Raw genomic sequence first — 26,166 nt, forward strand, 5'->3', positions numbered from 1 at the left:
GATGATCCACTCTCCCTACATCCGCAAACCGGCGAGCGTCCAGCGCGTCATGCTCAACGTGCTGCTCGCGCTCATACCCGGCATCGCCGCCTACGTGTGGCAGATCGGCGCCGGCATTCTGGTCAATCTGGCCATCGCGTCGGTCACTGCGGTCGCCGCCGAAGTGCTGATGCTCAGCCTGCGCAAGCGCCCGGTCATGCTGGCCGCAACCGACCTCTCTGCCGTCGTCACCGCATGGCTGGTGGCGCTCGCATTTCCGCCCATCGTGCCATGGTGGCTCACCATGTTTGCCGTGCTCGTTGCCATCGTTGCGGTGAAACACCTTTACGGCGGCCTCGGACAGAACCCCTTCAATCCGGCAATGGCCGCCTACTGCACGATGATCGTGGCCTACCCGTCACTGATGTCGCAATGGCCGGTTGCCGGTACGGTGAGCTTCGACACCCAGCTTCACCTCATTCTCGGCGGACTGCGCGAGCTTGACGCGGTGACCGGCGCGACGGCGCTCGATACCCTGCGCACAGGCCTGCGCGGCGACACCAACGTGGGCGAGCTGCTGCAAACCAGCACCTACGGCCTGCTCGGCGGACGTGGCTGGGAGTGGATTGCCGGCGGCTATCTGCTCGGCGGACTGTTCCTGCTGCTGACCCGCACCATCACCTGGCACCTGCCCACCGGCTTTCTTGCCGGCCTGGCGGTCACGTCCGGCGTATTCTGGCTCTTTCACCCCGATCAGTTCGCCTCGCCCCTGTTTCACCTCGCCACCGGCGGGGCCATGCTGGCCGCGTTCTTCATCGTCACCGACCCGGTATCAGGCGCAACCACGCCGCGCGGCAAGCTCATCTTCGCAGCAGGCATCGGACTGATCGCGTACCTGATCCGCGCCTTCGGCGCCTACCCGGAAGGCATCGCCTTTGCCGTGCTGCTGATGAACATCTGCGTCCCCCTGATCGACATGAAGACCCAGCCCGCGGTCTTCGGCCATCGCGGAGGGCCGAACTCGTGAGCAACAAGTATTCCGCCATGCGAACTTCGCTGCGCACGGCAGCGATCATGATCATCTTCACCGTGGTGTTTACCGCGGTGATGGCTTTCACCTATGACACGACCCGCCCCGCCATCGAGGCCTCGGTTCAGGAAGAGCAGATGCGCCTCATCAACGAGGTCCTGCCACCCGACAGTTACGATAACGATCTGCTCGCCGATGTGATCACGGTCGCCGGCGCACAGGCGCTCGGGCCCGACGATGTCAAACGCGTCTGGCGCGCGCGCAAATCGGGCGAGCCCGTGGCCATGATCCTCGAAGCCGCGGCCGGCGACGGCTACGCAGGCCGTATCGCCTTCATCGTTGCCCTGCGCGGGGATGGAACCGTCATTGGCGTGCGGGTGACAAACCACAAGGAAACGCCGGGACTCGGGGACTACATCGATCCGAAAAAGGACCGCAACAAGAAGCAGCCCTGGATCACCCAGTTCGAAGGCGTGCGCTGGTCCGAGGTCGATAACGCAAAGTGGACCGTTCGCAAGGATGGCGGCACCTTCGACTTTCACACGGGTGCAACCATCAGTGCCCGGGCCATGACCGGCGCGATTGCCCGCGCCGTCGCGTTCGGCGTCGAGCGGGCGGATGCACTGTTCTCCGCCGAGTCGGGCAGCAAGCTGTAAAAGAGGCATTGCCATGAACATGCAGACATTTCGCGAAAGTGCCTTCAACGGCCTGTGGAAACAGAACCCCGGCCTGGCCCAGCTGCTCGGCCTCTGCCCGATTCTTGCCATCAGCACAAATATGGTCAATGCGGTCAGCCTCGGACTGGCCACCATCCTGGTGATGGCGCTGGCCAACCTCGCAGTGGCCAGCCTGCGCAACTTCATCCCCTACGAGATCCGCATTCCCGTGTTCATCCTGATCATCGCCGCGCTCGTCACGGTGGTGGACCTGGCGTTCAACGCCTGGCTGCACAGTCTTTATCTGGTGCTCGGCATCTTCATTCCGCTGATCGTCACCAACTGCATCGTGCTGGCCCGGGTGGAGGCTTTTGCAGCCAAGAACGACGCCCTGTCCTCCACCATCGACGGGCTGCTGATGGGGCTCGGCCTGCTGTGGGTGCTCGCCGTTCTCGGCGGGATCCGCGAGCTGATCGGCACCGGTACGCTGTTTTCGGGCATCGAGATGATCTTCCCCGATGCGTCTGCACTGGTGATTTTCGGCGACGACTACCCCGGCTTCCTGATCACCATCCTGCCGCCGGGCGCATTCTTCGCGCTTGGCTGCCTGATCGCACTCTACAACGCGATCAACACCCGGCTTGCCGCACGTGCCCGCATGCGGCCCGCTGCATCCGCCGAAGCTGAGAGCGCAACCCCTGAAGCAAGGCCCGCGGCCGGTTAAACATGGCGAAGATGAAGCGCGAGGCCATCGAAGCCTTCTTCCACCGCCTCTCGGCCGCCAATCCGGACCCGAAAACCGAGCTTGAATACGCGACGCCCTTCCAGCTGCTGGTCGCCGTCGTGCTCTCGGCGCAGGCGACGGACAAGAGCGTAAACCTCGCGACCCGCCGCCTGTTTGCGGCAGCGCCGACACCCGAAGCGATGATCACGCTCGGCGAAGAAGAGGTTGCCGAACACATCAAGACCATCGGCCTGTTCCGCAACAAGGCGAAGAATACGGTCGCGCTGTCGCGTCTGCTGCTAGAGCGCCATGGCGGAGAAGTGCCGCAGAGCCGCGAGGCGCTGGAGGCCTTGCCGGGTGTGGGACGCAAGACCGCCAATGTGGTCCTCAACACCGTTTTCCGCCAGCCCGTAATGGCAGTGGACACCCATATCTTCCGTGTCTCCAACCGCACCGGCCTCGCACCGGGCAAGGACGTCCTGGAAGTCGAACATGCGCTGATGAAACGCATCCCGAAAGAATATCTGCTCGATGCACACCACTGGCTGATCCTTCACGGACGCTATACCTGCACCGCGCGCAAACCCGCCTGCGAAGCCTGCATCGTGTGGGATCTGTGCGGATTCCGCGACAAGACGGCCTGATGCGGCCGCGCCCCAAACTCAGAGAGCGCCCATGTTCAATCCTTCACGTGACCAGGTTCGCACCTTCTTCATCGACGCCTGGCGCAAGCACACCACGCGCGAGGTGCTGACCCCGCTCGAAACCATTGCAGCCGACATCCTGCAGAACCACCCCGAGTACCACACGCTGGTCGAAGACCCGGAAGCCGTCGATCGCGATTTCGCACCAGAGGACGGGCAGGTCAACCCCTTCCTGCACCTGTCGCTCCACCTTGCGATCGAGGAACAGCTCTCGATCGACCAGCCGCCCGGGCTGCGCGCGGCCTTCGATGCCGCCTGCGCGCAACGGGGCAATCGCCACGATGCGCTTCACGACGTGCTCGAATGCCTCGGCGAGACCATTTTCAACGCCCAGCGCAATAACGCCCCACCGGACGGCCTGGCCTACCTGACCTGCGTACGGCGGCGGGCCGGCCTGCTGTGAGCCGGTGCCCGCGCCCATCTCGACGCTGCGCTAACGCTTGAGCACCAGCCCGCTCTGGCTGGCGTACCACGCAGCGAGATCGGCCAGATCCTGCTTCTCGAGGTTCTCGACCTGGGCCGCCATGATCGGGTTCTTGCGGTCACCGCGCTTGTAGTCCAGCAGCGCGCGCAGCAGGTAATCCTCGTGCTGCCCGGCAATGCGCGGAAACTCCGGTGTCTGACTGTTGCCATCCGCACCGTGACAGGCGGCACAAACCGTTGATTTCTCCTTGCCCTTGAGGGGGTCGGCGCCATGCGCGAGACCGCCGCAAAACAGGCCGAGCACCAGGAGCGGAACCAGACAACGTCGTGTTTGAGCACTCATCGCTCACCTCCGTAGTAGGCCGCGAGGTCTGCCATGTCCTGGTCAGAGAGCGAACCTGCAATGCCCTGCATGCTCTGATGGCTCCGCTCGCCCGCCTTGTAGGCCTGGAGCGCGCGCACGATGTACTCCGGATGCTGCCCGCCCAGCTTCGGCACGGAGTAGACCTCAGGGTAACTCGTCCTGTACCCCGGTATGCCGTGACAGCCGATACAGGCAGCGGTCTTCTCCTTTCCAGCCTCGGCACTCCCGCCTGCTGCCTGTACTCCTGTGCTCAATGCTGCCATCATGGCAGCCAGAAGCAGATGTCGTCCCTGCATGGTGTCTCCTCTGTGTTGGAAGCAGGCTGAACCGCACTTTTTCGGACTGCATGCCGTTTCCATCCGGCGCAATCCTGCATCTGGTTTTATGTCATGCGTGATTCATCGGGAACCCTAGCCCTATAATCAATAAAAATTAATCAGAGGATTCCCGGATGTCCCAACTTCGCTTCGAAGGCAGCGAGCAGTACGTTGCCACGCCCGACCTGATGCTTGCGGTCAATGCAGCCATTCGCCTGCAACGCCCGCTTCTGATCAAGGGAGAGCCAGGCACCGGAAAAACCATGCTTGCCGAAGAGGTGGCGACGGCACTCGGGCTGCCCTTGCTGCAGTGGCACATCAAGTCCACGACCAAGGCCCAGCAGGGTCTCTATGAATACGATGCGGTCTCGCGGCTGCGCGATTCCCAGCTCGGCGACGATCGCGTCAAGGACATCGCCAACTACATCGTGAAGGGGGTGCTGTGGCAGGCTTTCGAGGCTGAAAGCCCGACGGTCGTGCTGATCGACGAGGTCGACAAGGCCGACATCGAATTTCCCAACGACCTCCTGCGCGAGCTCGACCGCATGGAGTTTCATGTCTACGAAACGCGCAACACCGTTCGCGCGCGCCATCGCCCCATCGTCTTCATCACGTCGAACAACGAAAAGGAACTGCCCGACGCCTTCCTGCGCAGGTGCTTCTTCCACTACATCCGTTTTCCCGACCGCGACACCATGCAGCAGATTGTTGACGTGCATTTCCCCGGCATCCGCAAGGCCCTGCTGACCGAGGCCATGGAGGTCTTCTTCGGCCTGCGCGATGTACCCGGCCTGAAGAAAAAGCCGTCGACATCCGAGCTCATCGACTGGCTCAAGCTGCTGGTGGCCGAGGACATCCCGCCCGAAGCCCTGCGCTCACAGGACAACAAGGCCATCGTCCCGCCACTCGCAGGCGCGCTGTTGAAGAACGAACAGGACATGCACCTCTTCGAACGCCTCGTCCATATGGCCCGCCAGAACCGCTGAGATCAGAATCATGTTCAAGACCCTCCTGAACTGGCTCTTCGGACGCCGCACACCGACACCCGCTCCGCAGCCCGTCACTCAGGCCGCAGGCTTCGAGAAACTCAACCGCCAGGCGCCGCTGCGTGCGGGCCCGCCAGCCACAGCGTCCGCCGAGGCCACGGCAGCCGCACAGGAGATCGGCGCCACCTTCATCTGCCGCGAAGCGGTGCTCAACCGCAAACAGAAGATCGCCGGTTACCAGTTCCTGTTGCAGGAGGCGGCACGCAACCACATCCGCAGCAGTTCCCGGCGGGTCCACCACCTTTACGCCGAAGTGCTGGTCAACAGTCTGGTACATGCCGACATCGGCAAGCTGCTTGGGCCGCGATCGGCATTCATCGACGTCCCCGACTCCTTCATTGACCACGAATGCGTTCTGCATCTGCCGGCGGCCAATACGGTTCTTGTCCTGACACGCCTGCCCGATGCGGGCGCGCCGGCGCACGATGCCCTGCTGGCAACGGTCCGCCGTTTGCGTGCCATCGGATATCGAATCGGCCTGCCCGACCCGGTATCCGAACCGGGTTTTGCCGACCTGCTGCCCGAAGCCGACGTCGTCGTCGTCCGTGCCCCGCAGCTCACCGCCGAAGCGGCGCTGGCGCTGACCGCAAGCGTTGTCGAACACGCTCCCCGGGCCACCTTGCTGGTGCGCGAACTGCCCGGCCTGGAAGACTTCAACTTCTGCTTCAAGCTTGGTGCCAGCCTCTTTCAGGGCCCCTTCATCACCAGCCGTGAAGATTGGCAGGACCATAATCTTGGCCCCAATTTCGCACGCCTGGCGATGCTGGCCGGCAAGCTGCGCAAGCAGGCGGAAACCGACGAGATCGTTGCCCTTCTCAAGCAGGACGCCGCACTGGCGGTACGCCTGCTGCGATACATCAACTCTGCGGCGAACGGCCTGTCCGAACACGTTTCCTCAATCGAGCGGGCGCTGATCCTGCTCGGCCGCGACAAACTCTATCGCTGGGTGATGTTGCTGATGTGCAGCACGGACGACAAGGAAGGGCGTGCTTCGGCCGTTCTCGAGACCGCGCTCGTCCGCGCCCGGATGATGGAACTGATCGGCGCCAGGCTCAGCGCGGCTGAACGCGAGTCCCTCTTCCTGACCGGACTGCTGTCGCTCATCGACGTCGTGCTGAAGGTGCCGATGGAGCGCGCGATGACATCGCTCGCCGTTGCCTCCGAGATCGAAGCGGCCATCATGCGCGGTGAGGGCCCCTACGCACCGCAGCTGATGCTGGCCCAGGCGTGCGAACGTGCAGATGCCGAAGCCATCCGCAGCGCGGCCGAACGCAGCCAGACAACCCCGGAGGAGGCTGCCGAATTCCATCTGCAAGCGCTCGCCTGGGCGCTGGAGATCCAGCAGGCCGGGGCGTAATGCTGATCGATTTCTTTCTCCACCTGAAAGCCAGCCGTCTCCCGGTTTCCACCCGCGAGTTTCTGAGCCTGCTCGAAGGTTTGCGCCAGGGCATCTGCGGTCATTCTCTGGATGATTTCTACCTGTGGTCGCGCACCTGCCTGATCAAGGACGAAGCACTCTACGACCGCTTCGACCAGGCCTTCGGGACCTATTTCCGGGAAGTCTCCTCGCTGCCCGGTCTCGACGTCGACCTCCCCGAGGAGTGGCTTCGGGCCGCGATGAAGAAGCACCTCTCCCCCGAGGAGCAGGCCAAGCTCGAGAAACTCGGATGGGACGCCTTGATGGAGACCTTCCGCAAACGCCTCGAAGAGCAGAAAGGCCGGCATCAGGGCGGGTCGAAATGGGTGGGAACTGGCGGTAGCTCGCCATTCGGCAATAACGGCACGCACCCCGAAGGCATTCGTGTCGGCGGCGAATCTGCCGGCAACAGAACCGCGGTCAAGGTGTGGGACCGGCGCGAATACCGGAACCTGGACGACAGCATCGAACTCGGCACGCGCAACATCAAGGTCGCCCTGCGTCGTCTGCGCCGCTTCGCCCGCGAAGGCGCAGCAGAGGAGCTGGATCTCGACGGCACCATCGCCGCCACCGCGCGCAATGCGGGATGGCTCGACCTGATGATGCGTCCCGAGCGCCACAACGCAGTGAAGGTGCTGCTGTTTCTCGACGTCGGCGGCTCGATGGACGATCACGTCAAAGTCTGCGAAGAGCTGTTTTCAGCCTGTCGCAGCGAGTTCAAACACCTCGAGTATTTCTACTTTCACAACTGCGTTTATGAAACCGTATGGCGCGACAGCACACGCCGCCACACTGAACGCATCCCCTTGCAGGACGTCATTCACCGCTTCGGCCCCGACTACAAGCTGATATTCGTCGGCGACGCCACCATGAGCCCGTACGAGATCGTGCACCAGCACGGGTCCATCGAACACATGAACGCCGAACCGGGCGCGGCCTGGCTGCGACGCCTGCTCGATGCCTATCCGGCTGCAGCCTGGCTCAACCCGGAGCCCGAGCGCCTGTGGGACTACCGCAAGTCCATCGAACTGATCCGCCAGCTCGTGGGCGGGCGGATGTTTCCGATGACGCTGGACGGTTTGTCGCGGACGATGCAGTCGCTATCGAAGAAGCACTGAAGCGGCGCAAGCGCCGGACGCATCAGGGTGCGCGATAGTTGTCCTGCGTCATGATATCGACGCCGCACTGCAGGTTCTCGATCCAGTCGAGAAAGCGGTTGACCATCACCTTGCCCTCAAAGCGCGCACCGTGCTGCGGCACGATCATCTCGACATCGAGCTGGCGCACCATGTTCACCCAGAAGCGGCAGATCTTGTTCGAGATCATGTAGCGGCGATGAAAGCCGATCATGAAGGGGATGTGCTCGTCGAAGTTCGTCACCGGCTTCAGTGCAACGTCGTGATCGATGAGCGATGCGCCCATGTCTCCGGTAAACAGAATTTTTGCGACCGGATCGTAGAACTGGAAGTTGCCTTCAGAGTGCATGAAATGCGCGGGAACGGCCTTGATCTTGCTCTCGCCCAGCGGCACCACCATGCCTTCGTCAGGGATGCCGATAATGCGGTCGGAGTAATCCCGTCCGGTCGTGAAGTGCGGCAGGAAGCGCGCCCACAGCTTGGAAATCAGCACACGACAGCGCGTGGTAACCATCCACTTGTTCAGCGAAGCAATGATGTCCGGGTCGGCATGCGAGGCCAGGATGTAGTCCAGATTACGGGACGGAAAATAGCGCTGCATGCCCATCAGCAGACCGTTGTACGTCATGTTGCCACCCGGATCGATCAGGGCGCCATGGTCTCCATCCACGATCAGAAACTGATTGCATTGCACCGCGTGATCGGCTTCTTCGTCGACAAGATCGTAGAAGGCCAGGCATACGTGCCTGCCGTCGTTGTAAAGCTCAACTGCCATGATCCGGATGCCCCGCAAGAAAGAGCCCGCAATAGCGGGAAACAAGCGGGGAACTCTACCGCAGACATCGGTTGCCGTGCCGACTAAGCGCGTCATTTTTGACGTTGATCAAAGAACCATTCAATCGCCATGAACACGCGGGCAGGAAAGCAGCAAAAAAAGGGCGACCCCGTCGGGGTCGCCCTCAAGCTGCTGTCCGCACAAGTGCGAAACGGGTGGCCGGAAAACCCGCCGGCCCGGGTATTCGCTATTCGGTGAAGGGTAGCGGCTGCATGCCGAAACCGTCATCGAGAACCTTGATCTTGTGAAGCAAGCCATCGAGCTCGTTCTGCAGTCTGAGCAGGTCGTCTTCGTCAAGCCGCCGCAGGGCTTCGGGCAGGATGCCTCTTGCGGGTGACGGCGCTCTTGCCAGCAGTGCTTCGCCTTCAGTCGTCAGATACAATCGCACGACGCGCTGGTCCGCACTCGTACGCTCCTTGCGGATCAGCCCGCCGGTCTCGAGCCGGTCAATCATGTTCGACGCAGTCGACTGATGCAGTGCCATGCAGTTGGCCAGTTCGCCAACCCGCAGTCCGGGAACCTCGCTCAGCTCCTGCAGGGCCCAGAGCTGGGCACCGGTTACGCCACTCTGACGCTCAATCCACTGAGAATGACGCTGTGCGGTGCGGATCAGCACGCGGAAACGCTGTAGTACGGACAAAGGTGTGACCTGACGATTCTTCTCTGCAGGTTTTTCAGCAGATTTATTCAAGGGATTCTGTGGCTGGGGCATCAATATTGGCTCCGACTATATTTTCTCAAACAATGATTGTCAAAAAATTCGCAGACAGGTGCGCTCTCGCGTATCGTAACCATCTTGCGGGTTTGCTGCCCGTGGAAGGTGAGCTTTTTGCTCAAAACATCGCTTCAGCATGAGTAAGGTTTAGCTGTTTTTTTTCAAACTCAGGCCGGTCATTGAAAAGACCGCCTCTTCATCCCCAAAAATGCCGCCCCCCGACGCCCCCCCGGAACAGCAGCACAATATCCCTCACCGAGCCTTCAAGCACATCGCTCGCGGCAGCCGTCGCTACGCGCTGCCCTGGCTCTCAATCAGACGCTGGCGCAAAAGGCTGCTGCTTGTCGGCGCCGCACTGCTGGCAGGCATCATTGCCATCGGTTTTGCCATCGGCGCCGAGCTGGCAATCGGTTATCACCAGTCGCTGATGCATGTCAGCCCCTGGCTGACCCTTGTGATCGCCCCGACCGGTTTTGCGGCAATGGCCTGGGTCTCCAGTCGCTTCTTTCCGGGCACCGAAGGCAGCGGAATTCCGCAGGCAATCGCCGCGTCGCTCACCGATGACGGTCAGCTGCGCAGGCAGTTCCTGTCCTTCAAGATTGCCATCGCAAAGGTGTTCCTGACCCTGGGTGGCCTGCTCTCCGGCGCCTCGATCGGTCGCGAGGGCCCTTCGGTCCAGGTCGGCGCATCTGCCATGCACATGCTCGCCGGCAAGCGCTTCGGCAGGATCGCTTCCAGTCGCGACCTGATCATTGCCGGCAGCGGCGCGGGCATTGCTGCAGCATTCAACACGCCGCTCGGCGGCATCATGTTCGCAATCGAGGAAATCTGCCGTCACCACCCTTTCCGCGCCAACAGCACGACGCTGATCGCAGTGATCTTTGCCGGTCTGATGTCACTGGCGGTACTTGGCAACTACACCTATTTCGGACAGACCCCGGCCTCGGTCACCTGGCCCGATGGTGCGTGGCTGGTGCTGCTTTGTGGCGTACTGGGGGGATTGCTCGGCGGTGGATTCTCGCGACTGCTGATTGCGTCCTCGCGCCAGTTGCCCGGGCGCATCGGTGAATTCTCGGTGTCGCGTCCGGTTGCGTTCGCTGCCGGCTGCGGGCTCGCAACCGCGCTCATCGGACTGGCCACCGGAGGCCTCACCTACGGCACCGGCTACGCCGAATCCAAGGCTGCACTGGAGGGCACGGCGCAACTGCCCGCCTACTTCATGGTTGCGAAGCTGGCGGTCATCTGGCTTGCTTTCGTGGCACGCATCCCGGGCGGCATCTTCGCGCCTGCGCTTGCCGTCGGTGCGGGTCTGGGTGCCGACCTGGCACCGTTTATCGGTGACGGACAGGACCCCGCGATACTCGTTCTTGGCATGGTGGCCTTTCTTGCGGCAATGACGCAGGCCCCGATCACCTCGCTGGTGATCGTCATGGAAATGACCGCCAACCACGAAATGCTGCTGCCGCTGATGGCGACTGCCGTGGTCGCGAATGCGGTCTCGAAATCGGTGTGTCCGCTGCCGATCTATCACACGATTGCGCACTCGCTGTTGCGTAATGCCGAGCACAAGGCCAGCCGCCATCACGCCCGCACCAAGCACGCAGCAACACAGGACACCGCCCCCCCGGACAACAAGCCCGCGACAGAGCAGTGACGCACCGGCGCCCCCCGGGGGGCGCCGCATCAGCAGGACATGCGCTGGGCCAGACGCATTACCTGGCCGCGTTCAAGGAGCTGGGCAAAGCGCGGAAAATCCAGGCCCATCCGCCCCTGCAGTTCGCGGGCAATGGACTTCATCCATTTCCACCGCGGCTCGAACGCAGCGTTCCTGAACGCGAAGAGCAGATAATTGCCGTCTTCGCGCACCGACATTGCGATCACGTTGTCGTCAAAGGCTTCGCGGACCAGCGCCACGTGGGGGGCATACGATGCCTTGTCGCCGGCAATGTTCATCACCATGACGCCGCTTCCGGACAACATCGCGCGCGCGTCCTGATAGAAGCCTGAACGGGTCAGCGCGCCGGCAACGCCATCCTCGTCGAACAGATCGACCATCAGCACATCGCACCGCTCCACCCCCGCGCCGACATGGTCGATCGCATCGGCGCACACGACACGAAAGCGCGAATCATCCTGCGGCACCTTGAAGACATCGCGGAACGCAATCACGTCGGGGTCGAGTTCGAGAACCGTGATCGAGGTCGCCGGCAGGTGGCGATAGCAGAACTTCGCGAGCGAGCCTCCGCCAAGGCCTAGCAGGGTCATCGCCCGCGGTCGCGGATTGAACAGCAGGAAGGCCATCATGCCCTGCGTATAGGCCACCTCAAGCGCATGTGGCGCAGCCGTCTGCATGGCACTTTGCTGAAAACGCAGGGAGCCGAAATAGAGCGCACACATGCCTTCATGTTCGAGTACGAACGGCTTGCGGTACTCACCGGACAGGAGTTGCTCGACCAATGCGTCCGCCTGACTGAATGCCGGCTCAAGTAGGCGGACAGTTCCCGGTTCGCCCGGGAAAGGGCTCGGCAGTTCGAGCAAGCCTGCCCTGCCCTGTGCGCTACGCACTCTCCGCGCTGCGACATCTGCTTCGTGTTTGCTGTTGGTCAAGGCTCCGTTCCGGCGCGTACTTCGGCCGCGGCATTCTAAGGCAAGACTTGATCAAACTGTTTGAGCCACAGCGGAATCCATTCGGACGCAGCCTGTGGCCTGCCGTAAAGATAGCCCTGATGAATCATCGAGCCGCGTGCGTTGAGAAAGGCCGCTTGCCTTACAGTCTCCACGCCTTCGGCCACCACCTGCAGATGCAGGCTGTGGGCAACGGCCAGGATGGTTTCGACCAGGGCGGCATCGTCGCTGTTCTCGGGCGCATCCTGCACGAAGCTGCGGTCGATCTTCAACTCATGCAGCGGAAGGCGCTTGAGGTAGGCGAGCGACGAGTACCCGGTTCCAAAGTCATCAACCGAAAGACGAGTGCCGAACGCGGTCAAGGCCTGCATCTTGGCGACCACGCCGTCGATATCCTCGATCATCAGCCCCTCGGTGACCTCCAGCGTGAGGCAGGACGGATCGACGCCATGAATCGACAGCAGCTCGCACACCCAAGGCACGAAATCGGGCTGACGGAAGTGACGCGGGCTGATATTGACCGACAGCCTCAGCTCGCGCCCCGCCGATCCATGCTCAGCCATCAGCCGGCAGGCGTTCTCGAGCACCCATACGCCGAGTTCGCAGATCAGGTCGGACTGCTCCGCGACGGGCACGAAGACCCCGGGCGGTACGAGCCCGCGCTCCGGATGCGCCCAGCGTAAAAGCACCTCGGCACTTTTGATACTCTCACTCTCATCGACCTGCGACTGCAGAAACAGGCGCAGTTCGCCCGCCTGAATTCCGCGCCTGAGCTCGCGTTCGATGCGGAACTTCTGCCTTGCGACATCCCCCATCGCGGTTTCGAAAAAGGCGGTCTGGTTGCCCCCTGCGTCCTTGGCGCGATGAAGCGCGGTATCCGCACGACGCAGAATCTCGAGCGGCGTGTCATCCGCATCGTCGGGACAGGTTGTGATTCCGAGACTGGCTGTAATCACGGCCGTCTCGCTGCCAAGATCGAACGGCTCACGCAATGCAGCGTGGAGCTTCTCTGCCACAGAAAGCGCACGCCGGCTCGCATCCTCGCGATGGATGTCAAGCGCCTGAAGCAAAATCGCGAAATCGGCACCCGCGATTCGGGCGAGCGTATCGCCTTCGCGCAGCAACCCGGAAAGTCGTCTGCCAAGCGCCTGCAAGAGCAGGTCGCCCATTGCGTGCCCACGGGCGTCGTTGAGGGTCTGGAAACGATCGATATTGAACAGGATCAAGGCGTCCTGGCGCGGCTGCCTGCGCGACACAGCCAGCACAAGCCCAAGCCGATCCATCAACAGCGCGCGGTTCGGCAACCCGGTGAGTCCGTCGTAGTAGGCAAGGCGGTTGATCTCGGCCGCAGCCCGCTTCTGCTCGGTGACGTCCTGCTTGATCCCAAGGAAGTGGGTGACGGTTCCATCCTTGCCGCGCACCGGCGCCACGACGGCCAGTTCGACAAACTCGCTGCCATCCTTGCGCCGATTGATGAACTCACCGCGCCAACTCTCGCCACGCATGAGTGTCGCCCAAAAGCCCTTGTACACCTCGGGAGACGTCTTGCCGGAATTCAACACGCGCGGATTCTGCCCGATCACCTCGTCTGCGCAATAACCCGTCGTGAGCTCGAACGCGCGATTGACGTACTCGATACAGCCCCAGAGATCCGTTATCACGATGCTTTCGGGACTTTGCTCGACGGCAAGGGAAAGCTTGCGCAACTGGTCTTCGGCAGCCTTGCGGGCAGAAAGATCGATATCGATGCAGTACATCTCGGGCTCGCCATCACGCCCGTGCAGCATGACGTGACTCGAAAAGACGTGCACCGGGGCGCCATCCCGACGGCGTAGCGTCAACTCGCCGGCAGGAATGCCCTCTCCGCCATTCACCCACTTGTCCACGCCCTCGATCACACCGGCCCGCATGCAGTCCGGGATGATCAGATCCTCCAGGCGGCTTCCAATCGCTTCCTGAGTCGAGTAGCCGTAAAGCTGCTCGCTGAACCGGTTCCAGAAAATGACTCGCCGGTTGCGGTCGTACCCCTGCACGGAAATCTCGGGGGTGTGCTCGAACAGCGTCCGAAAGCGGCGCTCGCTCTCGGTCAGGGCGGACATGCTCTGCGCAGCGCGCCTGCGCTCCAGGCGAATCCTGTGCTGCCCCCAGCCATAAACGATAAGGAGCAGGGCGAACAAGGTCAGCACGGGCACGGTCAGCAGGTCTGTCTCGACAAGCTTCTCAAGAGGCTCGGTGGCTGCCATCACACCAGAACCCCACGTGACCGCTACGAGGCAAAACACACGTCGATGCATGCGAATCGCTTCATCCATAAGCGCCTCCAGCTCGGAACGGGCGCCTTGCCGCTGCTCAGGCGGGCCGCAAGACTGCGCTCCTCATGAATAGAGAATAATGGATGAGCGCAGCCGAACACCAGCGATAAACGTCATGGAATGCCTAACACGCCACGTTCGCTGCAAGAGACAGCAAACAGCGACCTGGCGGCGGAGAAGCCCGCTACCAGACGATCAGATTGCCGCGATAGTCCATGAAACCGCCGGAGTCGGTTGGCACCAGCCCATCGATCACCTTCAGCAGGCGAGCCGCGGCCACCGCAGGGGACTGAACATCGAGCCCGCTGCGCGCGAAAGGTGCTGACAGTGCCGACTCCACTGTACCCGGATGAAGTGCGATGCAGATTGATTTCGGATGGCTGCGGGCCAGCTCGATCGCTGCGGTATGAAGGATCTGGTTCAGTGCAGCCTTGGACGCCCGATACCCGTACCAGCCGCCGAGCCGGTTGTCACCGACGCTGCCAACGCGTGCGGAGAGCGCAGCAAATACCGACTTGCCTTCGCGAGCAAGCAGGGGCATGAAGTGTTTGACCAGCAGGGCCGGACCGATGGCATTGATGGCGAAATTGTGGGCCAGGCTGACGGGGTCGAGATGCCGCCAGCTGCGCTCCGGCCCGCGTCCGCTGTCGTGAAGAAATCCGCTTGCATTGATCAGCAGCCTGAAGGTGGCTGAATGATCCCGCACCTGCTGAGCGGCAGTCGCGATGGACGCCTCGTCGAGCAGATCGAGCGCCAAGGGGGTCCGACGCCCCAGGCGAAGCACGTCGGTAAAACGCCCGCTGCTTTCGATAGCGTCGGCCAGCGCACCACCGATCGCGCCGCTGGCGCCGACGACCACAGCCAACCCACCCGGAGGAAAGGACTCCATCGTCATTCGCTTGTCGGGCACACCGGGCCGGTCGCGAAAACCCGACCGGCCCGGTGTGCCCGCCCCGCATCAGCGTATTCCGGCGCGCTGTATCAGAGCCTGGATCTCGCCAACGATGCCGCGACGGAACAGCATCACACAGATCACGAAGATCCCGCCCATGATCACCGTCACCCAGGAGCCTACGGTGTCGGCAAGTTCGGTTTGCAGCGAGACAACGGTCGCAGCTCCAACCAGCGGTCCGAGAATGGTGCCAAGACCGCCGAGCAGGGTCATCAACACCACTTCACCCGATGTGTGCCAATGCACGTCGGTCAGCGACGCAAGCTGGAACACCAGGGTCTTGGTTGCGCCTGCGAGGCCTGCGAGCGAAGCCGAGATGATGAACGCCATCAGCTTGAACTTGTTGACGTCATAGCCAAGGGAAATCGCGCGCGGTTCGTTCTCACGAATGGCTTTCAGGATCTGGCCGAAGGGCGAATGCACCGTGCGGTAGATGATGAAGAAGCCGATGCAGAACACTGCAAACACGAGGTAATACATCGAAATGTTGTTGGACAGGTCGATGAGGCCGAACAGGTTGCCGCGCGGGACCCCCTGGAAGCCGTCTTCCCCGCCCGTCGCGCGCACCTGCAACACGACGAAATACACCATCTGCGCCAGCGCCAGCGTAATCATCGCGAAGTAGATGCCGGTGCGCCGGATGGCCAGCACACCGAACAACCAGCCCAGCAGGCCGGCGGCAACCGTGCCGCCGATCAGGCCGATCTCGGGGGTGACACCAACATCGCGTACAAGCATGCCGCAGACGTAACCCGCCGTTCCCAGAAAGGCCGCGTGACCGAAGGACAGCAGACCGGCAAATCCCAGCAGCAGATTGAATGCGCAGGCGAACAGGCCAAAACACAGGATCTTCATCAGAAAGGTTGGATACACCGCAAACGGTGCCACCAGACCGATGAGAAAGAGCAGCCCGAACAGAAAGGGCATGATGCGGGTAAAAACGGAATCGTTATTCTTCATGTGCCTATTCCTTGGAACCGCGTCAGGCCTTGCCGAACAGGCCGGCAGGTCGAACCAGCAGGACAATCACCATGATGATGAAGACCACCACCGCAGAGCCTTCGGGATAGAAGACGCGCGTGAGTCCCTCAATCAGTCCAAGGCCGAGTCCGGTGAGGATTGCCCCCATGATCGAACCCATGCCGCCAATCACGACGACCGCGAAGACGACGATGATCAGGTTCGACCCCATCAGCGGATTGACCTGATAGACCGGCGCAGCGAGCACGCCTGCAAAGGCAGCGAGGGCAACGCCGTAACCGTAGGTGAAGGTAATCAGCAGCGGTACGTTGATCCCGAGCGCCTGCACCATCTGCGGATTCTCCGTACCGGCCCGCAGGTAGGCGCCGAGCTTGGTCTTCTCGATCATGAACCAGGTGCCGAAACACACGGCGAGCGCAGCGATGACGATCCAGCCGCGGTAGATGGGCAGATACATGAACCCCAGATTGACGCCCCCCTCCAGCAGTTCCGGCACCGGATAGGACTGACCGGAGATCCCGTACTGATCACGGAACACGCCTTCGAAGATCAGCGCCAGGCCGAAGGTGAGCAGCAGGCCGTAGAGGTGGTCGAGCTTGTACAGCTTGCGCAGCATCGTGCGCTCAAGGAGTACCCCCAGCGCACCGACCGTGATCGGCGCCAACAGCAGGGCAACCCAGTAATTGACACCGAACTTCGTCAGCGCAATCCAGGCCACGAAGGCCCCCATCATGTATTGCGCACCGTGGGCGAAATTGATGATGTTGAGCAGACCGAAGATGATCGCCAGACCAAGACTGAGAATGGCGTAGAACGAGCCATTGATCAGGCCGACCAGCAACTGGCTGCCGAGCAGCGCGCTCGGAACACCGAAAATTTCCATTTGCGACTCCCGTACCGGGACGCGCTTGGCGCCCCGGGTACGATGTGATTAACGAATCAGCGCGAACCGATCACTTCTTGACCAGCGAGCAGCGCGACTCAGACAGCGGCTGGAAAGCCTCCGCTGCCGGAATCGTCTGGCGGACATGGTAGTAATCCCACGGGTACTTGGACTCTTCAGGCTTCTTCACCTGCACCAGGTACATGTCGTGGATCATCCGGCCGTCATCGCGGATCTGACCATTCTTGGCAAAGAAGTCGTTGATCGGCGTCTTCTTCATCTGCGCCATGACCTTGCCAGCCTCATCCGTACCAGCCGCCTTGACCGCGCGCAGGTAGTGCAGCACGGACGAGTACTGACCGGCCTGCACCATCGACGGCATGCGCTTCTGCTTGTCGAAATAGCGCTTCGACCAGGCGCGGGTGGCGTCGTTGAGGTCCCAGTAGAAACCTGTCGTCAGGTACATGGTCTGCGTGCTTCTCAGGCCGAGCGAATGCACGTCGGTGATGAACATCAGCAGACCTGCGAGCGATTGCTTCGGCGTGATGCCGAACTCGGCCGCCTGCTTGATCGCGTTGGTCGTGTCGGCACCGGCGTTGGCCAGACCGATGATCTGCGCCCCGGAGGCCTGAGCCTGCAGCAGGAAGGAGGAGAAGTCGGACGCCGGGAAGGGGTGGCGTACCGAGCCGAGCACCTTGCCGCCATTGGCGGTGACCACTGCCGAGGAGTCCTTTTCGAGCGACTGGCCGAATGCATAGTCTGCGGTCAGGAAGTACCAGGTCTTGCCACCCTGCTTCGTCACCGCCTTCGCCGTACCATTGGCCAGCGAGTAGGTGTCATAGGTGTAATGCACGCTGACGTCGTTGCACTGCTCGTTGGTGATCGGAGTCGAGGCCGGACCGCTCATCAGCGCGATGCGGTTCTTTTCCTTGGCCACCTTCATCACCGCCAGCGCCACCGAGGTGGTCACGAGTTCGGTGGCGGTATCAACGCCTTCGCGCTCGAACCACTCACGCGCCTTGGTCGACGCGATGTCGGCCTTGTTCTGGTGGTCGGCGGAAACCATCTCGATCTTGAAATCGGGTTTTGCTTCGGCGATGAAGTCGTCGATTGCCATCTGGGTGGCAAGCACCGCACCGGAGCCTGCGAGGTCGGAATAGGTACCCGACAGGTCAGTCAACACACCGATCTTGACCATGCCATCCGAGATCTGTGCATTTGCAACACCCGACAGGCCTGCAATTGCGGCGGCGCAGGCTAGCGTCGTCAGTTTCTTCATGTGCATTGTTTTGTCTCCGTCCTGATTGTTGTTCGCGCGAGTCAAACCCCGAGCGTCTGGTGCAGCCAGTCCATCTTCTGCGGCAACTCGGCCGCAGGGATGGTGGCGATGATTTCGCCGTGTTCGAGCACGTAGTGCCGATCGGCGAGCGGTGCAGCAAAGCGGAAATTCTGCTCCACCATGACGATGGTGAAATCACGTTTCTTGAGTTCGGTGATCACCTCGCCAAGCTTCTTGACGATGACCGGAGCGAGGCCTTCGGTGATCTCGTCGAGCAGCAGCAGCTTGGCGCCGGTGCGCAGCACCCGTGCCATCGCCAGCATCTGCTGTTCGCCACCGGAGAGCTTGGTGCCGTGGCTGTTGCGGCGCTCAAGCAGGTTAGGAAACATGCCGTAGATCTCGTCGAGCGACATGCCACCCGTTGCCACCTGGGGCGGCAGCATCAGGTTCTCTTCGGCACTGAGCGAGGCAAAAATGGCACGCTCTTCGGGCACGTAACCGATGCCGTAGCGCGCCATGCGGTGAGTCGGCTCGTCAATGACCTCCTTGCCATTGACCATGATCGACCCGCTGCGGCGACCGACGAGACCAAGAATGGACTTCAGCGTGGTCGAGCGTCCCGAGCCATTGCGCCCGAGCAGCGTGACGCACTCGCCACGCGCCACCTTCAGATCGATGCCATGCAGGATGTGTGATTCACCATAGAACGAATGCAGATCCTGGATCCGCAGCATTTCGGGATGGGGCTTGAAGGCGCTGGTCATAGATTGATGGGCCGGGATCAGTGATGGGCGTCGTTCATGTCGTCGGAACCCACATAGGCTTCGAGCACGCTCGGATTCTTGGACACTTCGTCATACGTGCCTTCGGCAAGCACGCTGCCGCGAGTGAGTACGGTGATGCGGTCACACAGATTTGCGACCACCGACAGGTTGTGCTCGACCATGAGGATGCTGCGATTGGCCGACACCTTGCGAATCAGCTCCACCACCCTGCTGATGTCTTCGTTGCCCATGCCCTGTGTCGGCTCGTCGAGCAGCATCATCTTCGGGTCGAGCGCCAGCGTGGTGGCGATTTCGAGCGCGCGCTTGCGGCCGTAGGGCATCTCCGCCGTCACGGTATCTGCAAACTGCGTCAGATCCACCGACTCAAGCAGGGCCATCGCCTGGTCATTGAGCACATTGAGCGATTTCTCCGAGCGCCAGAAGTGAAACTCGGTGCCGAGCTTGCGCTGCAGGCCGATGCGCACGTTTTCCATCACCGTGAGATGGGGAAAGGTGGCCGAAATCTGGAAGGAGCGCACCATTCCCCGCCGCGCCGTCACCGCAGGCGCTTCGTGGGTAATATCCTTGCCATCGAAACGGATCTTGCCCGCGGTCGGCGGAAGAAACTTGGTGAGCAGATTGAAGACAGTCGTTTTGCCGGCGCCGTTGGGACCGATCAATGCATGGATGTGACCACGCTTGACCTTGAGGTCGACATCGGACACCGCGGCAAACCCTTTGAACTCCTTGGTCAGGCCGTTTGTTTCGAGTATGAACTCGCTCATGCTCCATCCCGGCGTTGATGCAGGTACTGCGGCGGACTTCGCGCATTTCCTGCGTTTGATTGTTTGTTCTTGTGGCCCTAGTCTTGCGTCATCTCCCACGTGCATCAAGTATCGTAAACCCGCATTCCCGCGTCGTCCCAGACCTGTCGGGTGTGCTCTCCGGAGACAACAAAGAGGGCCGCCGCGGTTTCGCGGACAGCCCTCTTCCAAATGATCTGCTGCACACCCGGTCTCACGGGCGGCAGCCGCGTTCTCAGTGAGCGCTCATCGCCATCATCAGCTGGTTGATGCGCTTGACGAAGGTCGCCGGATCATCAAGCGCGCCGCCTTCGGCAAGCAAGGCCTGATCGAACAGCACGGCAGCCCAGTCATCGAAGCTCTTGTCTTCGTATTTCAGGCGCAGCACGGCCGGGTGCTTCGGGTTGATCTCGAGGATCGGCTTCGACATCGGCGCACTCTGCCCTGCGGCCTTCAGGATGCGGGTCAGGTTCATGCCGAGATCGTGCTCGTCGGCCACCAGGCAGGCGGGCGAATCGGTCAGACGCAGGGTGACCTTGACGTCCTTCACGCGGTCGCCAAGGCTGGTCTTCATCTTCTCGATCAGCTCCTTGTACTCGTCGGCCGCCTGCTCGGCTTCCTTCTTCTCCGCTTCGTCTTCCAGCGAGCCGAGATCGAGGCCACCCTTGGCCACCGACTGCAGCTGCTTGCCGTCGAACTCGGTCAGGTTGCCCAGCGCCCATTCGTCGACACGGTCGGACAGCAGCAGCACTTCGATGCCCTTCTTGCGGAACACCTCGAGGTGCGGGCTGTTCTTCGCCGCATTGAAGGTCTCAGCGGTCACGTAGTAGATCTTGTCCTGACCTTCCTTCATGCGCCCGATGTAGTCCTTGAACGAGACCACTTCTTCCGGCGTATCCGCATGGGTCGAAGCAAAACGCAGCAGGCCGGCGATCTTGTCCTTGTTGGCAAAGTCTTCACCCACGCCTTCCTTGAGCACCTTGCCGAACTCTTTCCAGAACGTGGCGTACTTCTCCTGATCGCCCGCCTCGTCGCTGGTGGCGAGGTCTTCGAGCAGGCCCAGCACCTTCTTCGTGCAACCTGCACGAATGGTGTCGATATCCTTGGATTCCTGCAGGATTTCACGCGACACGTTCAGCGGCAGATCGGCCGAATCGACCACACCGCGCACGAAGCGCAGGTAGGTCGGCATCAGCTTCTCGGCGTCGTCCATGATGAACACGCGCTTCACGTACAGCTTGACGCCATGACGCGCATTGCGATCCCACATGTCGAAGGGCGCGTGGGAGGGGATGTACAGCAGCTGGGTGTATTCCTGGCGGCCTTCGACGCGCGCATGGGTCCACGCCAGCGGTTCGTCGAAGTCGTGGCCGACGTGCTTGTAGAAGCCCTTGTACTCTTCTTCGGTGATCTCGTTGCGCGGACGGGCCCACAGGGCGTTGGCCTGGTTGACGGTTTCGTCTTCGTCGGTGAGGACCTGAGCCTTCTTTTCCTCGTCCCACTCTTCCTTCTTCATCACGATCGGCTGCACGATGTGATCGGAGTACTTGCGGATCAGGCTCTTCAGCTTCCAGGCCGAAAGCAGGTCGTCCTGGTCTTCGCGCAGGTGCAGGGTGATCTCGGTACCACGACCGGCCTTCTCGACGGCGGCCACGGTGTACGCGCCGGCGGTCTCGCCGCTCATGCTGCATTCCCACTGCACGCCTTTGCTCACCGGCAGGCCGGCACGGCGGGTCACCACGGTGACCTTGTCGGCCACGATGAATGCGGAATAGAAGCCGACACCGAACTGACCAATCAGGTGGGCGTCCTTCTTCTGGTCGCCGGTCAGCTTGCCGAAGAATTCCTTGGTGCCGGACTTGGCGATGGTGCCGAGGTGAGCAACGACTTCTTCACGGCTCATGCCGATGCCGTTGTCGCTGATGGTGATGGTGCGGGCTTCGGTGTCGAAGGACACGCGGATCTTGAGATCGCTGTCACCCTCGAACAGGGCCGGCTGGTCGATCGCCTCGAAACGCAGTTTGTCGGAAGCGTCGGAAGCGTTCGAGATCAACTCGCGCAGGAAGATCTCGCGGTTCGAATAAAGCGAGTGGATCATGAGGTGAAGCAACTGCTTCACTTCGGCCTGGAAATTCAGGGTTTCGGCGGCGGTCTGGGCGCTGGACATCTTGATGCGTCTCCGATGATGAAAAGTCGTGGCCGAGAGATTGGGACAGCCCCGCCGATTTTCAAGCCCCTGAGACGAGATTGCTGCGCTGGCCGGCACCAGGCTGCTTCGCGCGGCGGTGCGTCGCCTGGTCGTTCTGGCTCACGCGGAGAGCACAGAGAAAACCTTCGCCCGTGTTTTTCTCTGTGCTCTCCGCGCCTCCGCGTGAAACCTTCCGCCCGGACGACGCCCACCCGAGCGCACACAACGCAACGGCTAGATGTACTGAACCTGGAGGATTTCGATCTCGCGCACGCCGGCGGGGCTCATGAAGCGCACCACGTCGCCCTCGCGCGCCTTGATCAGGGCACGCGCGAGCGGGGAGATCCAGCTGATCATGCCTGCGGAGGCGTTGGCCTCGTCGACGCCGACGATCTGCCAGGTCTGCTCCGTTGCATCGGGATCTTCTGCGTCGCAGATGGTGACGGTTGCGCCGAAGAAGACCTGATCGATGTTCTGCTGCGCGGACGGGTCGACCACCTCGGCGTTCTCGATGCGCTTGATCAGGAAACGGATACGACGATCGATCTCGCGCAGGCGCTTCTTGCCGTAGATGTAGTCGCCGTTTTCGGAACGGTCGCCGTTACCCGCCGCCCACGACACGGTCTCGACCATCTTGGGCCGCTCGACGCGCAGCAGCTGGTCCAGTTCCTCGCGCAGCACCAGATTGCCGCGCCGGGTCATGTAATTCTTGCTGCCAGGCGGTAGCCGCAACGAGGGGGACAGCGCGTCCTCATCTTCATCGCTATCGGCTTCCCTGACGAACGCCTTGTTCATGGCACTACTCCTGAAGGCTGGCGAAACGCCCGATCTTAATGGATCCCGGGCAGGCCCGCAGCAGCGCCTTGCGCGACTGCACACGGGCGGATCGGGCCGCGCGCGGCGTCTCCTTCAAACGGGCGAGAGAAGTCGCCGTCTGCCGCTGGCCAAGCAGCGCGCAAAATACCGCACGTGCTCACCTCTTCCTGACATCGCCGGATGCAGAGACCGTGTAGACTCCGCGCTGCAAAGAACTGCAGATGGCGCCCGCCATCGCACCAGCACGACATCCATCGCCCCCGGTCATCCGATGAACACCACACAACAACTCGAGCCTGCTGAAAACGTCGCGCCACCGCCTCCCGGTCCTGGAGAGCTGATTGAGCGGGTGATCGCCGCACGTGGCTTTGCAGGCGTGATGCTGCTTGGCCCGCGCGCGTGGCGGCGCTGGTGGCATGCACTGGTGCGCAGCATCGACCATGCGGCAATCCTGGCGCAGGTGAATGAGGACGCCAGCTTCTCCTTCAATTTCAACTTCATGATTGTCGTGGCCGGCGGCATCGCAACGATCGGCCTGCTGCTCAACTCCCCCGCGGTCATCATCGGCGCGATGCTGATCTCTCCACTGATGGGCCCCATCGTCGCCACCGGCATGGCACTGGCCACGCTTGACGTCGATCTCGGGCGCAAGAGCGCGAAAACGCTGCTACTGGGCACTGCGGCCGCGATCGCGTTCACCTCGCTGATCGTCCTGCTGTCGCCGGTCAAGGATCTGACCCCCGAATTGCTCGCGCGCACCCGGCCCAATCTGTTCGATCTGGTCGTTGCCATCCTGTCCGGCACCGCAGGCGGCTACGCGATGATTCGCGGACGCGGGGGTGCAATCGTCGGCGTGGCCATCGCGACCGCCTTGATGCCACCGCTGGGCACGATCGGCTACGGCCTCGTCACCCAGCAATGGGACATCACCCGCGGCGCCCTGCTGCTTTTTGTCACCAACATGGTGGCCATCAGTCTTGCGGTGGCAGCCGTCGCCGAATGGTACGGCTTCGGCCGCGGCGAACTGCGCAAGCGCTTCGCGCGACAGGCGGTCATCTCGCTGCTCGTGCTGGCACCGCTCGCCGTACCGCTGTTCTATTCGCTGAAGGCCATCGCGTTCGAGAGTTTTGCCCAGGTCCGCATCCGCAGCGTTCTGGATAAAGGCGCCAGTTCGCTCCCCGAAGGGCAGCTGGGCGAAGTCAGCGTGCTCTTCATCGACGGCAAGCCCCCGCGCGTGCGGGCAGTGATCTACAGCGCAGCACCCGAACACGAACTCCAGGCGCGGCTCGATGCCGCCATGGAGGCCGAAGTCGGTCAGCCGATCGATCTGCGTGTCACCCAGCTGCGCACATCCGACGACTTGCCGCCACAGTTGCGGGTGCGTGAAGTCGCTCCCGTCCCTGCACCGGCGCCCGCCCCCGAACCCACGCTGGCGGACACTCTTCGCGACGCCTTCCCGCTTCCGCTGGCCGCATTTGAAGCCGACGGCGAACGACGAACCGCCATCCTGGTTCCAGCGCCCCAGCCGGGTATCGACATTGCCAGCTGGCGCGACATGGAGCACGATCTGAGCGCGCGCCACACGGATTGGACGCTGTCCATCCTGCCACCGATGCAGACCTTGCCGACAGTCCGCTTCGGGCGCGCGAGCAGCACGATCGAAGCCACTGAGCAGGACCGCATCGATGCCATCGTATGGGCGCTCAAGCGCTGGAACATCGAGCGCGTGCAGGTGATTGGTCACGCCAGCAGCGATGGCGGCGGTTCGCTGCGACTCGCCAATGCTCGCGCCAACCGGGTGGCGGAAGCCATTCGTGCCCAGGGACTGGATGCCGAGACCCTGGGGCGTTACCCCCTGCCCAGCCAGCTCGCGGGCGAGCGCGAACTGGGGCAGATCGCATTCAGAGCGGTGTCGATCGTCATACCGGCCCCGGACAGCACCGGCTCAGGAGTGAGGTAATGGACAGTCAGCTGCTCACCAACGCGCTCGAACTCGCCTCACGCCCCTGGTTCCGCCTCGGCGAAACCGACGTCACGTTGCTGCGCATCGTCGGGCTCACGGCAATCCTTGCCTTCTTCTGGTGGTTCGCCTCGGCGCTGGAGCGGGGCATGCGCCGCATAGCGCATGCACGCGCCGTGGTCCGAGTCTCCGAGTCGGCCGTGTTCGCGCTCACGCGCATCGTGCGCTACATGGTGTGGATCATCGGCAGCCTGGTCGGTCTCGCCTATCTCGGCATCGACGTTGCCAGCCTTGCGATCGTCGGCGGCGCAATGGGTGTGGGCATCGGCTTCGGCCTGCAGAACATCTTCAGCAACCTGGTGTCGGGCATCATCATCCTGCTCGAGAAGACACTCAAGCTCGGCGACTTCGTCGATCTGCAGTCGGGCGTCGTCGGCAAGGTCACCGAGATCGGGCTGCGCTACACGCGGGTCACCACCAACGACAATGTCGACGTGATCGTCCCCAACTCCGAGTTCATCAACGGCCGGGTCACGAACTGGACCTTCGACGACGATCTGCGTCGCATCCACATCCCCTTTGGCGTGGCCTACGGCACCGACAAGGACAAGGTGCGCGACGCCGTCGCCGCGGCTGCCCGCAAGGTCGCGGGCACCATCCTGCTGCCCGGCCGCGAACCCGAGGCATGGCTGGTCGGGTTCGGCGACAGCAGCCTCGACTTCGAACTCGTGGTGTGGGTGAATCATGATCTCGCGATGTCCCCCGCCCGGACCCAGGCCCGCTATCTGTGGGAGATCGATAGCGCGCTGCGTGCCGCCGGTATCGAGATCCCCTTCCCGCAACGCGATCTTCATGTGCGCTCGGGGACGCTGAGCGTCGACCTGAAGAGCGGGCCAGCGCAATCCTGAGCGGTCGCCACCACAGACGCTGCCAGCACTCGGACGTTGTCATCGGCGCGGCTGCCGCATACCATTGGCACGATGGACTGCCCGACCAACGGCGCCTCGCGCCAGCCCACCCAGACGGGTTCGCAATGAATGACGACTCCTTCGACGACGTAACCAGCCTGCAGTTTCGCCTGCGAGAGCTGCGTGACGAGCATCGCGACCTCGACGCTGCCATCGCCAGGCTGATCGCAGCGCCCACCGACGACCAGCTCCTGATCCGGCGCATGAAGAAGCGCAAGCTCGCCCTCAAGGACCGCATCTCCGTCATCGAACGCCTGATCGAACCCGACGACCTCGCCTGAGCCTCGCG

26 protein-coding genes are annotated in these 26,166 nt (G+C 62.2%); 12 read left to right on the top strand and 14 right to left on the bottom strand.

Features of this window, described 5'->3' with window-relative positions; translation table 11 throughout:
* Position 1: 1 nt before the first annotated feature.
* From AC22G6_RS09695 to AC22G6_RS09715, 5 genes are read left to right on the top strand one after another with little or no spacing between them, the layout of a single operon-like run.
* The gene (locus AC22G6_RS09695; RefSeq protein ID WP_487366615.1) at positions 2–1,006 is read left to right on the top strand and encodes an RnfABCDGE type electron transport complex subunit D; all 1,005 of its coding nucleotides are present in this window, start codon (positions 2–4) and stop codon (positions 1,004–1,006) included.
* Complete coding sequence (gene rsxG, locus AC22G6_RS09700) at positions 1,003–1,665, top strand: electron transport complex subunit RsxG (RefSeq protein WP_487366616.1); 663 nt, start codon at positions 1,003–1,005, stop codon at positions 1,663–1,665. Before AC22G6_RS09695 ends, rsxG begins: the two co-directional genes overlap by 4 nt.
* Before the next feature lie 13 nt (positions 1,666–1,678).
* Positions 1,679–2,389, top strand: coding sequence for an electron transport complex subunit E (locus tag AC22G6_RS09705; protein ID WP_108948532.1), 711 nt, complete (start codon positions 1,679–1,681; stop codon positions 2,387–2,389).
* A gap of 11 nt (positions 2,390–2,400) precedes the next feature.
* On the top strand, positions 2,401–3,033 hold the full coding sequence (gene nth / locus AC22G6_RS09710) for an endonuclease III (protein ID WP_487366655.1): 633 nt from the start codon (positions 2,401–2,403) through the stop codon (positions 3,031–3,033).
* Positions 3,034–3,064: 31 nt separating this feature from the next.
* Positions 3,065–3,496, top strand: coding sequence for a DUF1841 family protein (locus AC22G6_RS09715; RefSeq protein WP_487366617.1), 432 nt, complete (start codon positions 3,065–3,067; stop codon positions 3,494–3,496).
* Positions 3,497–3,526: 30 nt separating this feature from the next.
* Here the strand turns inward: AC22G6_RS09715 and AC22G6_RS09720 are convergent, their stop codons facing one another.
* Positions 3,527–3,859, bottom strand: coding sequence for a c-type cytochrome (locus AC22G6_RS09720; protein ID WP_487366618.1), 333 nt, complete (start codon positions 3,857–3,859; stop codon positions 3,527–3,529).
* A complete protein-coding gene (locus AC22G6_RS09725) occupies positions 3,856–4,176 on the bottom strand; it encodes a c-type cytochrome (RefSeq protein WP_487366619.1) in 321 nt (106 codons plus the stop codon). The genes AC22G6_RS09720 and AC22G6_RS09725 overlap by 4 nt, the downstream gene beginning before the upstream one ends.
* Before the next feature lie 155 nt (positions 4,177–4,331).
* Between AC22G6_RS09725 and AC22G6_RS09730 the strand changes: the two genes are divergently transcribed.
* The 3 genes from AC22G6_RS09730 to AC22G6_RS09740 are packed head-to-tail and all read left to right on the top strand — an operon-like array spanning position 4,332 to position 7,778.
* Positions 4,332–5,183 carry an AAA family ATPase gene (locus AC22G6_RS09730; protein ID WP_487366620.1) on the top strand — a complete coding sequence of 284 codons (852 nt, stop codon included), beginning with the start codon at positions 4,332–4,334 and terminating at the stop codon, positions 5,181–5,183.
* Between the two features lie 10 nt (positions 5,184–5,193).
* Positions 5,194–6,600: an EAL and HDOD domain-containing protein gene (locus tag AC22G6_RS09735; protein ID WP_487366621.1), complete on the top strand. Its 1,407-nt coding sequence runs from the start codon at positions 5,194–5,196 to the stop codon at positions 6,598–6,600.
* Positions 6,600–7,778, top strand: coding sequence for a vWA domain-containing protein (locus AC22G6_RS09740; RefSeq protein ID WP_487366622.1), 1,179 nt, complete (start codon positions 6,600–6,602; stop codon positions 7,776–7,778). Before AC22G6_RS09735 ends, AC22G6_RS09740 begins: the two co-directional genes overlap by 1 nt.
* Positions 7,779–7,800: 22 nt before the next feature.
* Here AC22G6_RS09740 and AC22G6_RS09745 read toward each other — a convergent pair whose 3' ends face one another.
* Positions 7,801–8,571, bottom strand: coding sequence for an oxygen-binding di-iron domain-containing protein (locus tag AC22G6_RS09745; protein ID WP_487366623.1), 771 nt, complete (start codon positions 8,569–8,571; stop codon positions 7,801–7,803).
* A gap of 247 nt (positions 8,572–8,818) precedes the next feature.
* Entirely contained in the window at positions 8,819–9,343 is a 525-nt protein-coding gene (locus tag AC22G6_RS09750; RefSeq protein WP_487366624.1) for a MarR family winged helix-turn-helix transcriptional regulator, read from the bottom strand.
* A 211-nt stretch (positions 9,344–9,554) separates the two neighbouring features.
* On the opposite strand from AC22G6_RS09750, the gene AC22G6_RS09755 reads away from it, so the two are divergent.
* Positions 9,555–11,000: a chloride channel protein gene (locus tag AC22G6_RS09755; RefSeq protein ID WP_487366625.1), complete on the top strand. Its 1,446-nt coding sequence runs from the start codon at positions 9,555–9,557 to the stop codon at positions 10,998–11,000.
* 29 nt (positions 11,001–11,029) lie between these two features.
* Here the strand turns inward: AC22G6_RS09755 and AC22G6_RS09760 are convergent, their stop codons facing one another.
* From AC22G6_RS09760 to greB, 10 genes are all read right to left on the bottom strand, one after another.
* Entirely contained in the window at positions 11,030–11,953 is a 924-nt protein-coding gene (locus AC22G6_RS09760) for a spermine/spermidine synthase domain-containing protein (protein ID WP_487366626.1), read from the bottom strand.
* A gap of 35 nt (positions 11,954–11,988) precedes the next feature.
* Positions 11,989–14,283, bottom strand: a complete 2,295-nt coding sequence (locus tag AC22G6_RS09765) for a putative bifunctional diguanylate cyclase/phosphodiesterase (RefSeq protein WP_487366627.1) — start codon at positions 14,281–14,283, stop codon at positions 11,989–11,991.
* Positions 14,284–14,467: 184 nt separating this feature from the next.
* Positions 14,468–15,178, bottom strand: coding sequence for an SDR family NAD(P)-dependent oxidoreductase (locus AC22G6_RS09770; protein ID WP_487366628.1), 711 nt, complete (start codon positions 15,176–15,178; stop codon positions 14,468–14,470).
* A 63-nt stretch (positions 15,179–15,241) separates the two neighbouring features.
* Positions 15,242–16,195: a branched-chain amino acid ABC transporter permease gene (locus AC22G6_RS09775; RefSeq protein WP_108948544.1), complete on the bottom strand. Its 954-nt coding sequence runs from the start codon at positions 16,193–16,195 to the stop codon at positions 15,242–15,244.
* Between the two features lie 22 nt (positions 16,196–16,217).
* Positions 16,218–17,099 (bottom strand): branched-chain amino acid ABC transporter permease, encoded by an 882-nt coding sequence (locus AC22G6_RS09780; RefSeq protein ID WP_108948545.1) that lies wholly within the window; start codon positions 17,097–17,099, stop codon positions 16,218–16,220.
* A 70-nt stretch (positions 17,100–17,169) separates the two neighbouring features.
* Positions 17,170–18,384, bottom strand: a complete 1,215-nt coding sequence (locus AC22G6_RS09785; RefSeq protein WP_487366629.1) for an ABC transporter substrate-binding protein — start codon at positions 18,382–18,384, stop codon at positions 17,170–17,172.
* Positions 18,385–18,419: 35 nt separating this feature from the next.
* On the bottom strand, positions 18,420–19,142 hold the full coding sequence (locus AC22G6_RS09790; protein ID WP_487366630.1) for an ABC transporter ATP-binding protein: 723 nt from the start codon (positions 19,140–19,142) through the stop codon (positions 18,420–18,422).
* 17 nt (positions 19,143–19,159) lie between these two features.
* The gene (locus AC22G6_RS09795; protein WP_108948548.1) at positions 19,160–19,927 is read right to left on the bottom strand and encodes an ABC transporter ATP-binding protein; all 768 of its coding nucleotides are present in this window, start codon (positions 19,925–19,927) and stop codon (positions 19,160–19,162) included.
* 253 nt (positions 19,928–20,180) lie between these two features.
* Complete coding sequence (htpG, locus tag AC22G6_RS09800) at positions 20,181–22,112, bottom strand: molecular chaperone HtpG (protein WP_487366631.1); 1,932 nt, start codon at positions 22,110–22,112, stop codon at positions 20,181–20,183.
* Between the two features lie 255 nt (positions 22,113–22,367).
* Positions 22,368–22,928 (bottom strand): transcription elongation factor GreB, encoded by a 561-nt coding sequence (gene greB / locus AC22G6_RS09805; protein ID WP_487366632.1) that lies wholly within the window; start codon positions 22,926–22,928, stop codon positions 22,368–22,370.
* Positions 22,929–23,220: 292 nt separating this feature from the next.
* Between greB and AC22G6_RS09810 the strand changes: the two genes are divergently transcribed.
* From AC22G6_RS09810 to AC22G6_RS09820, 3 genes are all read left to right on the top strand, one after another.
* Positions 23,221–24,909, top strand: coding sequence for a TIGR00341 family protein (locus AC22G6_RS09810; protein WP_487366633.1), 1,689 nt, complete (start codon positions 23,221–23,223; stop codon positions 24,907–24,909).
* On the top strand, positions 24,909–25,817 hold the full coding sequence (locus AC22G6_RS09815; protein ID WP_487366634.1) for a mechanosensitive ion channel family protein: 909 nt from the start codon (positions 24,909–24,911) through the stop codon (positions 25,815–25,817). Before AC22G6_RS09810 ends, AC22G6_RS09815 begins: the two co-directional genes overlap by 1 nt.
* A 125-nt stretch (positions 25,818–25,942) precedes the next feature.
* Positions 25,943–26,158 (top strand): YdcH family protein, encoded by a 216-nt coding sequence (locus tag AC22G6_RS09820; protein ID WP_108948552.1) that lies wholly within the window; start codon positions 25,943–25,945, stop codon positions 26,156–26,158.
* The last annotated feature ends 8 nt before the right edge of the window (positions 26,159–26,166 follow it).

The sequence above is a fragment of the Parazoarcus sp. PS-13 R2A genome (genome assembly GCF_057621855.1).

What these genes read in the sequence shown, in the direction of transcription:
- AC22G6_RS09695 (WP_487366615.1), top strand. Translation starts at nt 2, where the DNA reads ATGATCCACTCTCCCTACATCCGCAAACCGGCGAGCGTCCAGCGCGTC.
- AC22G6_RS09705 (WP_108948532.1), top strand. Translation starts at nt 1,679, where the DNA reads ATGAACATGCAGACATTTCGCGAAAGTGCCTTCAACGGCCTGTGGAAA.
- nth (WP_487366655.1), top strand. Translation starts at nt 2,401, where the DNA reads ATGAAGCGCGAGGCCATCGAAGCCTTCTTCCACCGCCTCTCGGCCGCC.
- AC22G6_RS09715 (WP_487366617.1), top strand. Translation starts at nt 3,065, where the DNA reads ATGTTCAATCCTTCACGTGACCAGGTTCGCACCTTCTTCATCGACGCC.
- AC22G6_RS09720 (WP_487366618.1), bottom strand. Translation starts at nt 3,859, where the DNA reads ATGAGTGCTCAAACACGACGTTGTCTGGTTCCGCTCCTGGTGCTCGGC.
- AC22G6_RS09725 (WP_487366619.1), bottom strand. Translation starts at nt 4,176, where the DNA reads ATGCAGGGACGACATCTGCTTCTGGCTGCCATGATGGCAGCATTGAGC.
- AC22G6_RS09730 (WP_487366620.1), top strand. Translation starts at nt 4,332, where the DNA reads ATGTCCCAACTTCGCTTCGAAGGCAGCGAGCAGTACGTTGCCACGCCC.
- AC22G6_RS09735 (WP_487366621.1), top strand. Translation starts at nt 5,194, where the DNA reads ATGTTCAAGACCCTCCTGAACTGGCTCTTCGGACGCCGCACACCGACA.
- AC22G6_RS09740 (WP_487366622.1), top strand. Translation starts at nt 6,600, where the DNA reads ATGCTGATCGATTTCTTTCTCCACCTGAAAGCCAGCCGTCTCCCGGTT.
- AC22G6_RS09745 (WP_487366623.1), bottom strand. Translation starts at nt 8,571, where the DNA reads ATGGCAGTTGAGCTTTACAACGACGGCAGGCACGTATGCCTGGCCTTC.
- AC22G6_RS09750 (WP_487366624.1), bottom strand. Translation starts at nt 9,343, where the DNA reads ATGCCCCAGCCACAGAATCCCTTGAATAAATCTGCTGAAAAACCTGCA.
- AC22G6_RS09755 (WP_487366625.1), top strand. Translation starts at nt 9,555, where the DNA reads ATGCCGCCCCCCGACGCCCCCCCGGAACAGCAGCACAATATCCCTCAC.
- AC22G6_RS09765 (WP_487366627.1), bottom strand. Translation starts at nt 14,283, where the DNA reads ATGGATGAAGCGATTCGCATGCATCGACGTGTGTTTTGCCTCGTAGCG.
- AC22G6_RS09770 (WP_487366628.1), bottom strand. Translation starts at nt 15,178, where the DNA reads ATGACGATGGAGTCCTTTCCTCCGGGTGGGTTGGCTGTGGTCGTCGGC.
- AC22G6_RS09775 (WP_108948544.1), bottom strand. Translation starts at nt 16,195, where the DNA reads ATGAAGAATAACGATTCCGTTTTTACCCGCATCATGCCCTTTCTGTTC.
- AC22G6_RS09780 (WP_108948545.1), bottom strand. Translation starts at nt 17,099, where the DNA reads ATGGAAATTTTCGGTGTTCCGAGCGCGCTGCTCGGCAGCCAGTTGCTG.
- AC22G6_RS09785 (WP_487366629.1), bottom strand. Translation starts at nt 18,384, where the DNA reads ATGCACATGAAGAAACTGACGACGCTAGCCTGCGCCGCCGCAATTGCA.
- AC22G6_RS09790 (WP_487366630.1), bottom strand. Translation starts at nt 19,142, where the DNA reads ATGACCAGCGCCTTCAAGCCCCATCCCGAAATGCTGCGGATCCAGGAT.
- AC22G6_RS09795 (WP_108948548.1), bottom strand. Translation starts at nt 19,927, where the DNA reads ATGAGCGAGTTCATACTCGAAACAAACGGCCTGACCAAGGAGTTCAAA.
- htpG (WP_487366631.1), bottom strand. Translation starts at nt 22,112, where the DNA reads ATGTCCAGCGCCCAGACCGCCGCCGAAACCCTGAATTTCCAGGCCGAA.
- greB (WP_487366632.1), bottom strand. Translation starts at nt 22,928, where the DNA reads ATGAACAAGGCGTTCGTCAGGGAAGCCGATAGCGATGAAGATGAGGAC.
- AC22G6_RS09810 (WP_487366633.1), top strand. Translation starts at nt 23,221, where the DNA reads ATGAACACCACACAACAACTCGAGCCTGCTGAAAACGTCGCGCCACCG.
- AC22G6_RS09815 (WP_487366634.1), top strand. Translation starts at nt 24,909, where the DNA reads ATGGACAGTCAGCTGCTCACCAACGCGCTCGAACTCGCCTCACGCCCC.
- AC22G6_RS09820 (WP_108948552.1), top strand. Translation starts at nt 25,943, where the DNA reads ATGAATGACGACTCCTTCGACGACGTAACCAGCCTGCAGTTTCGCCTG.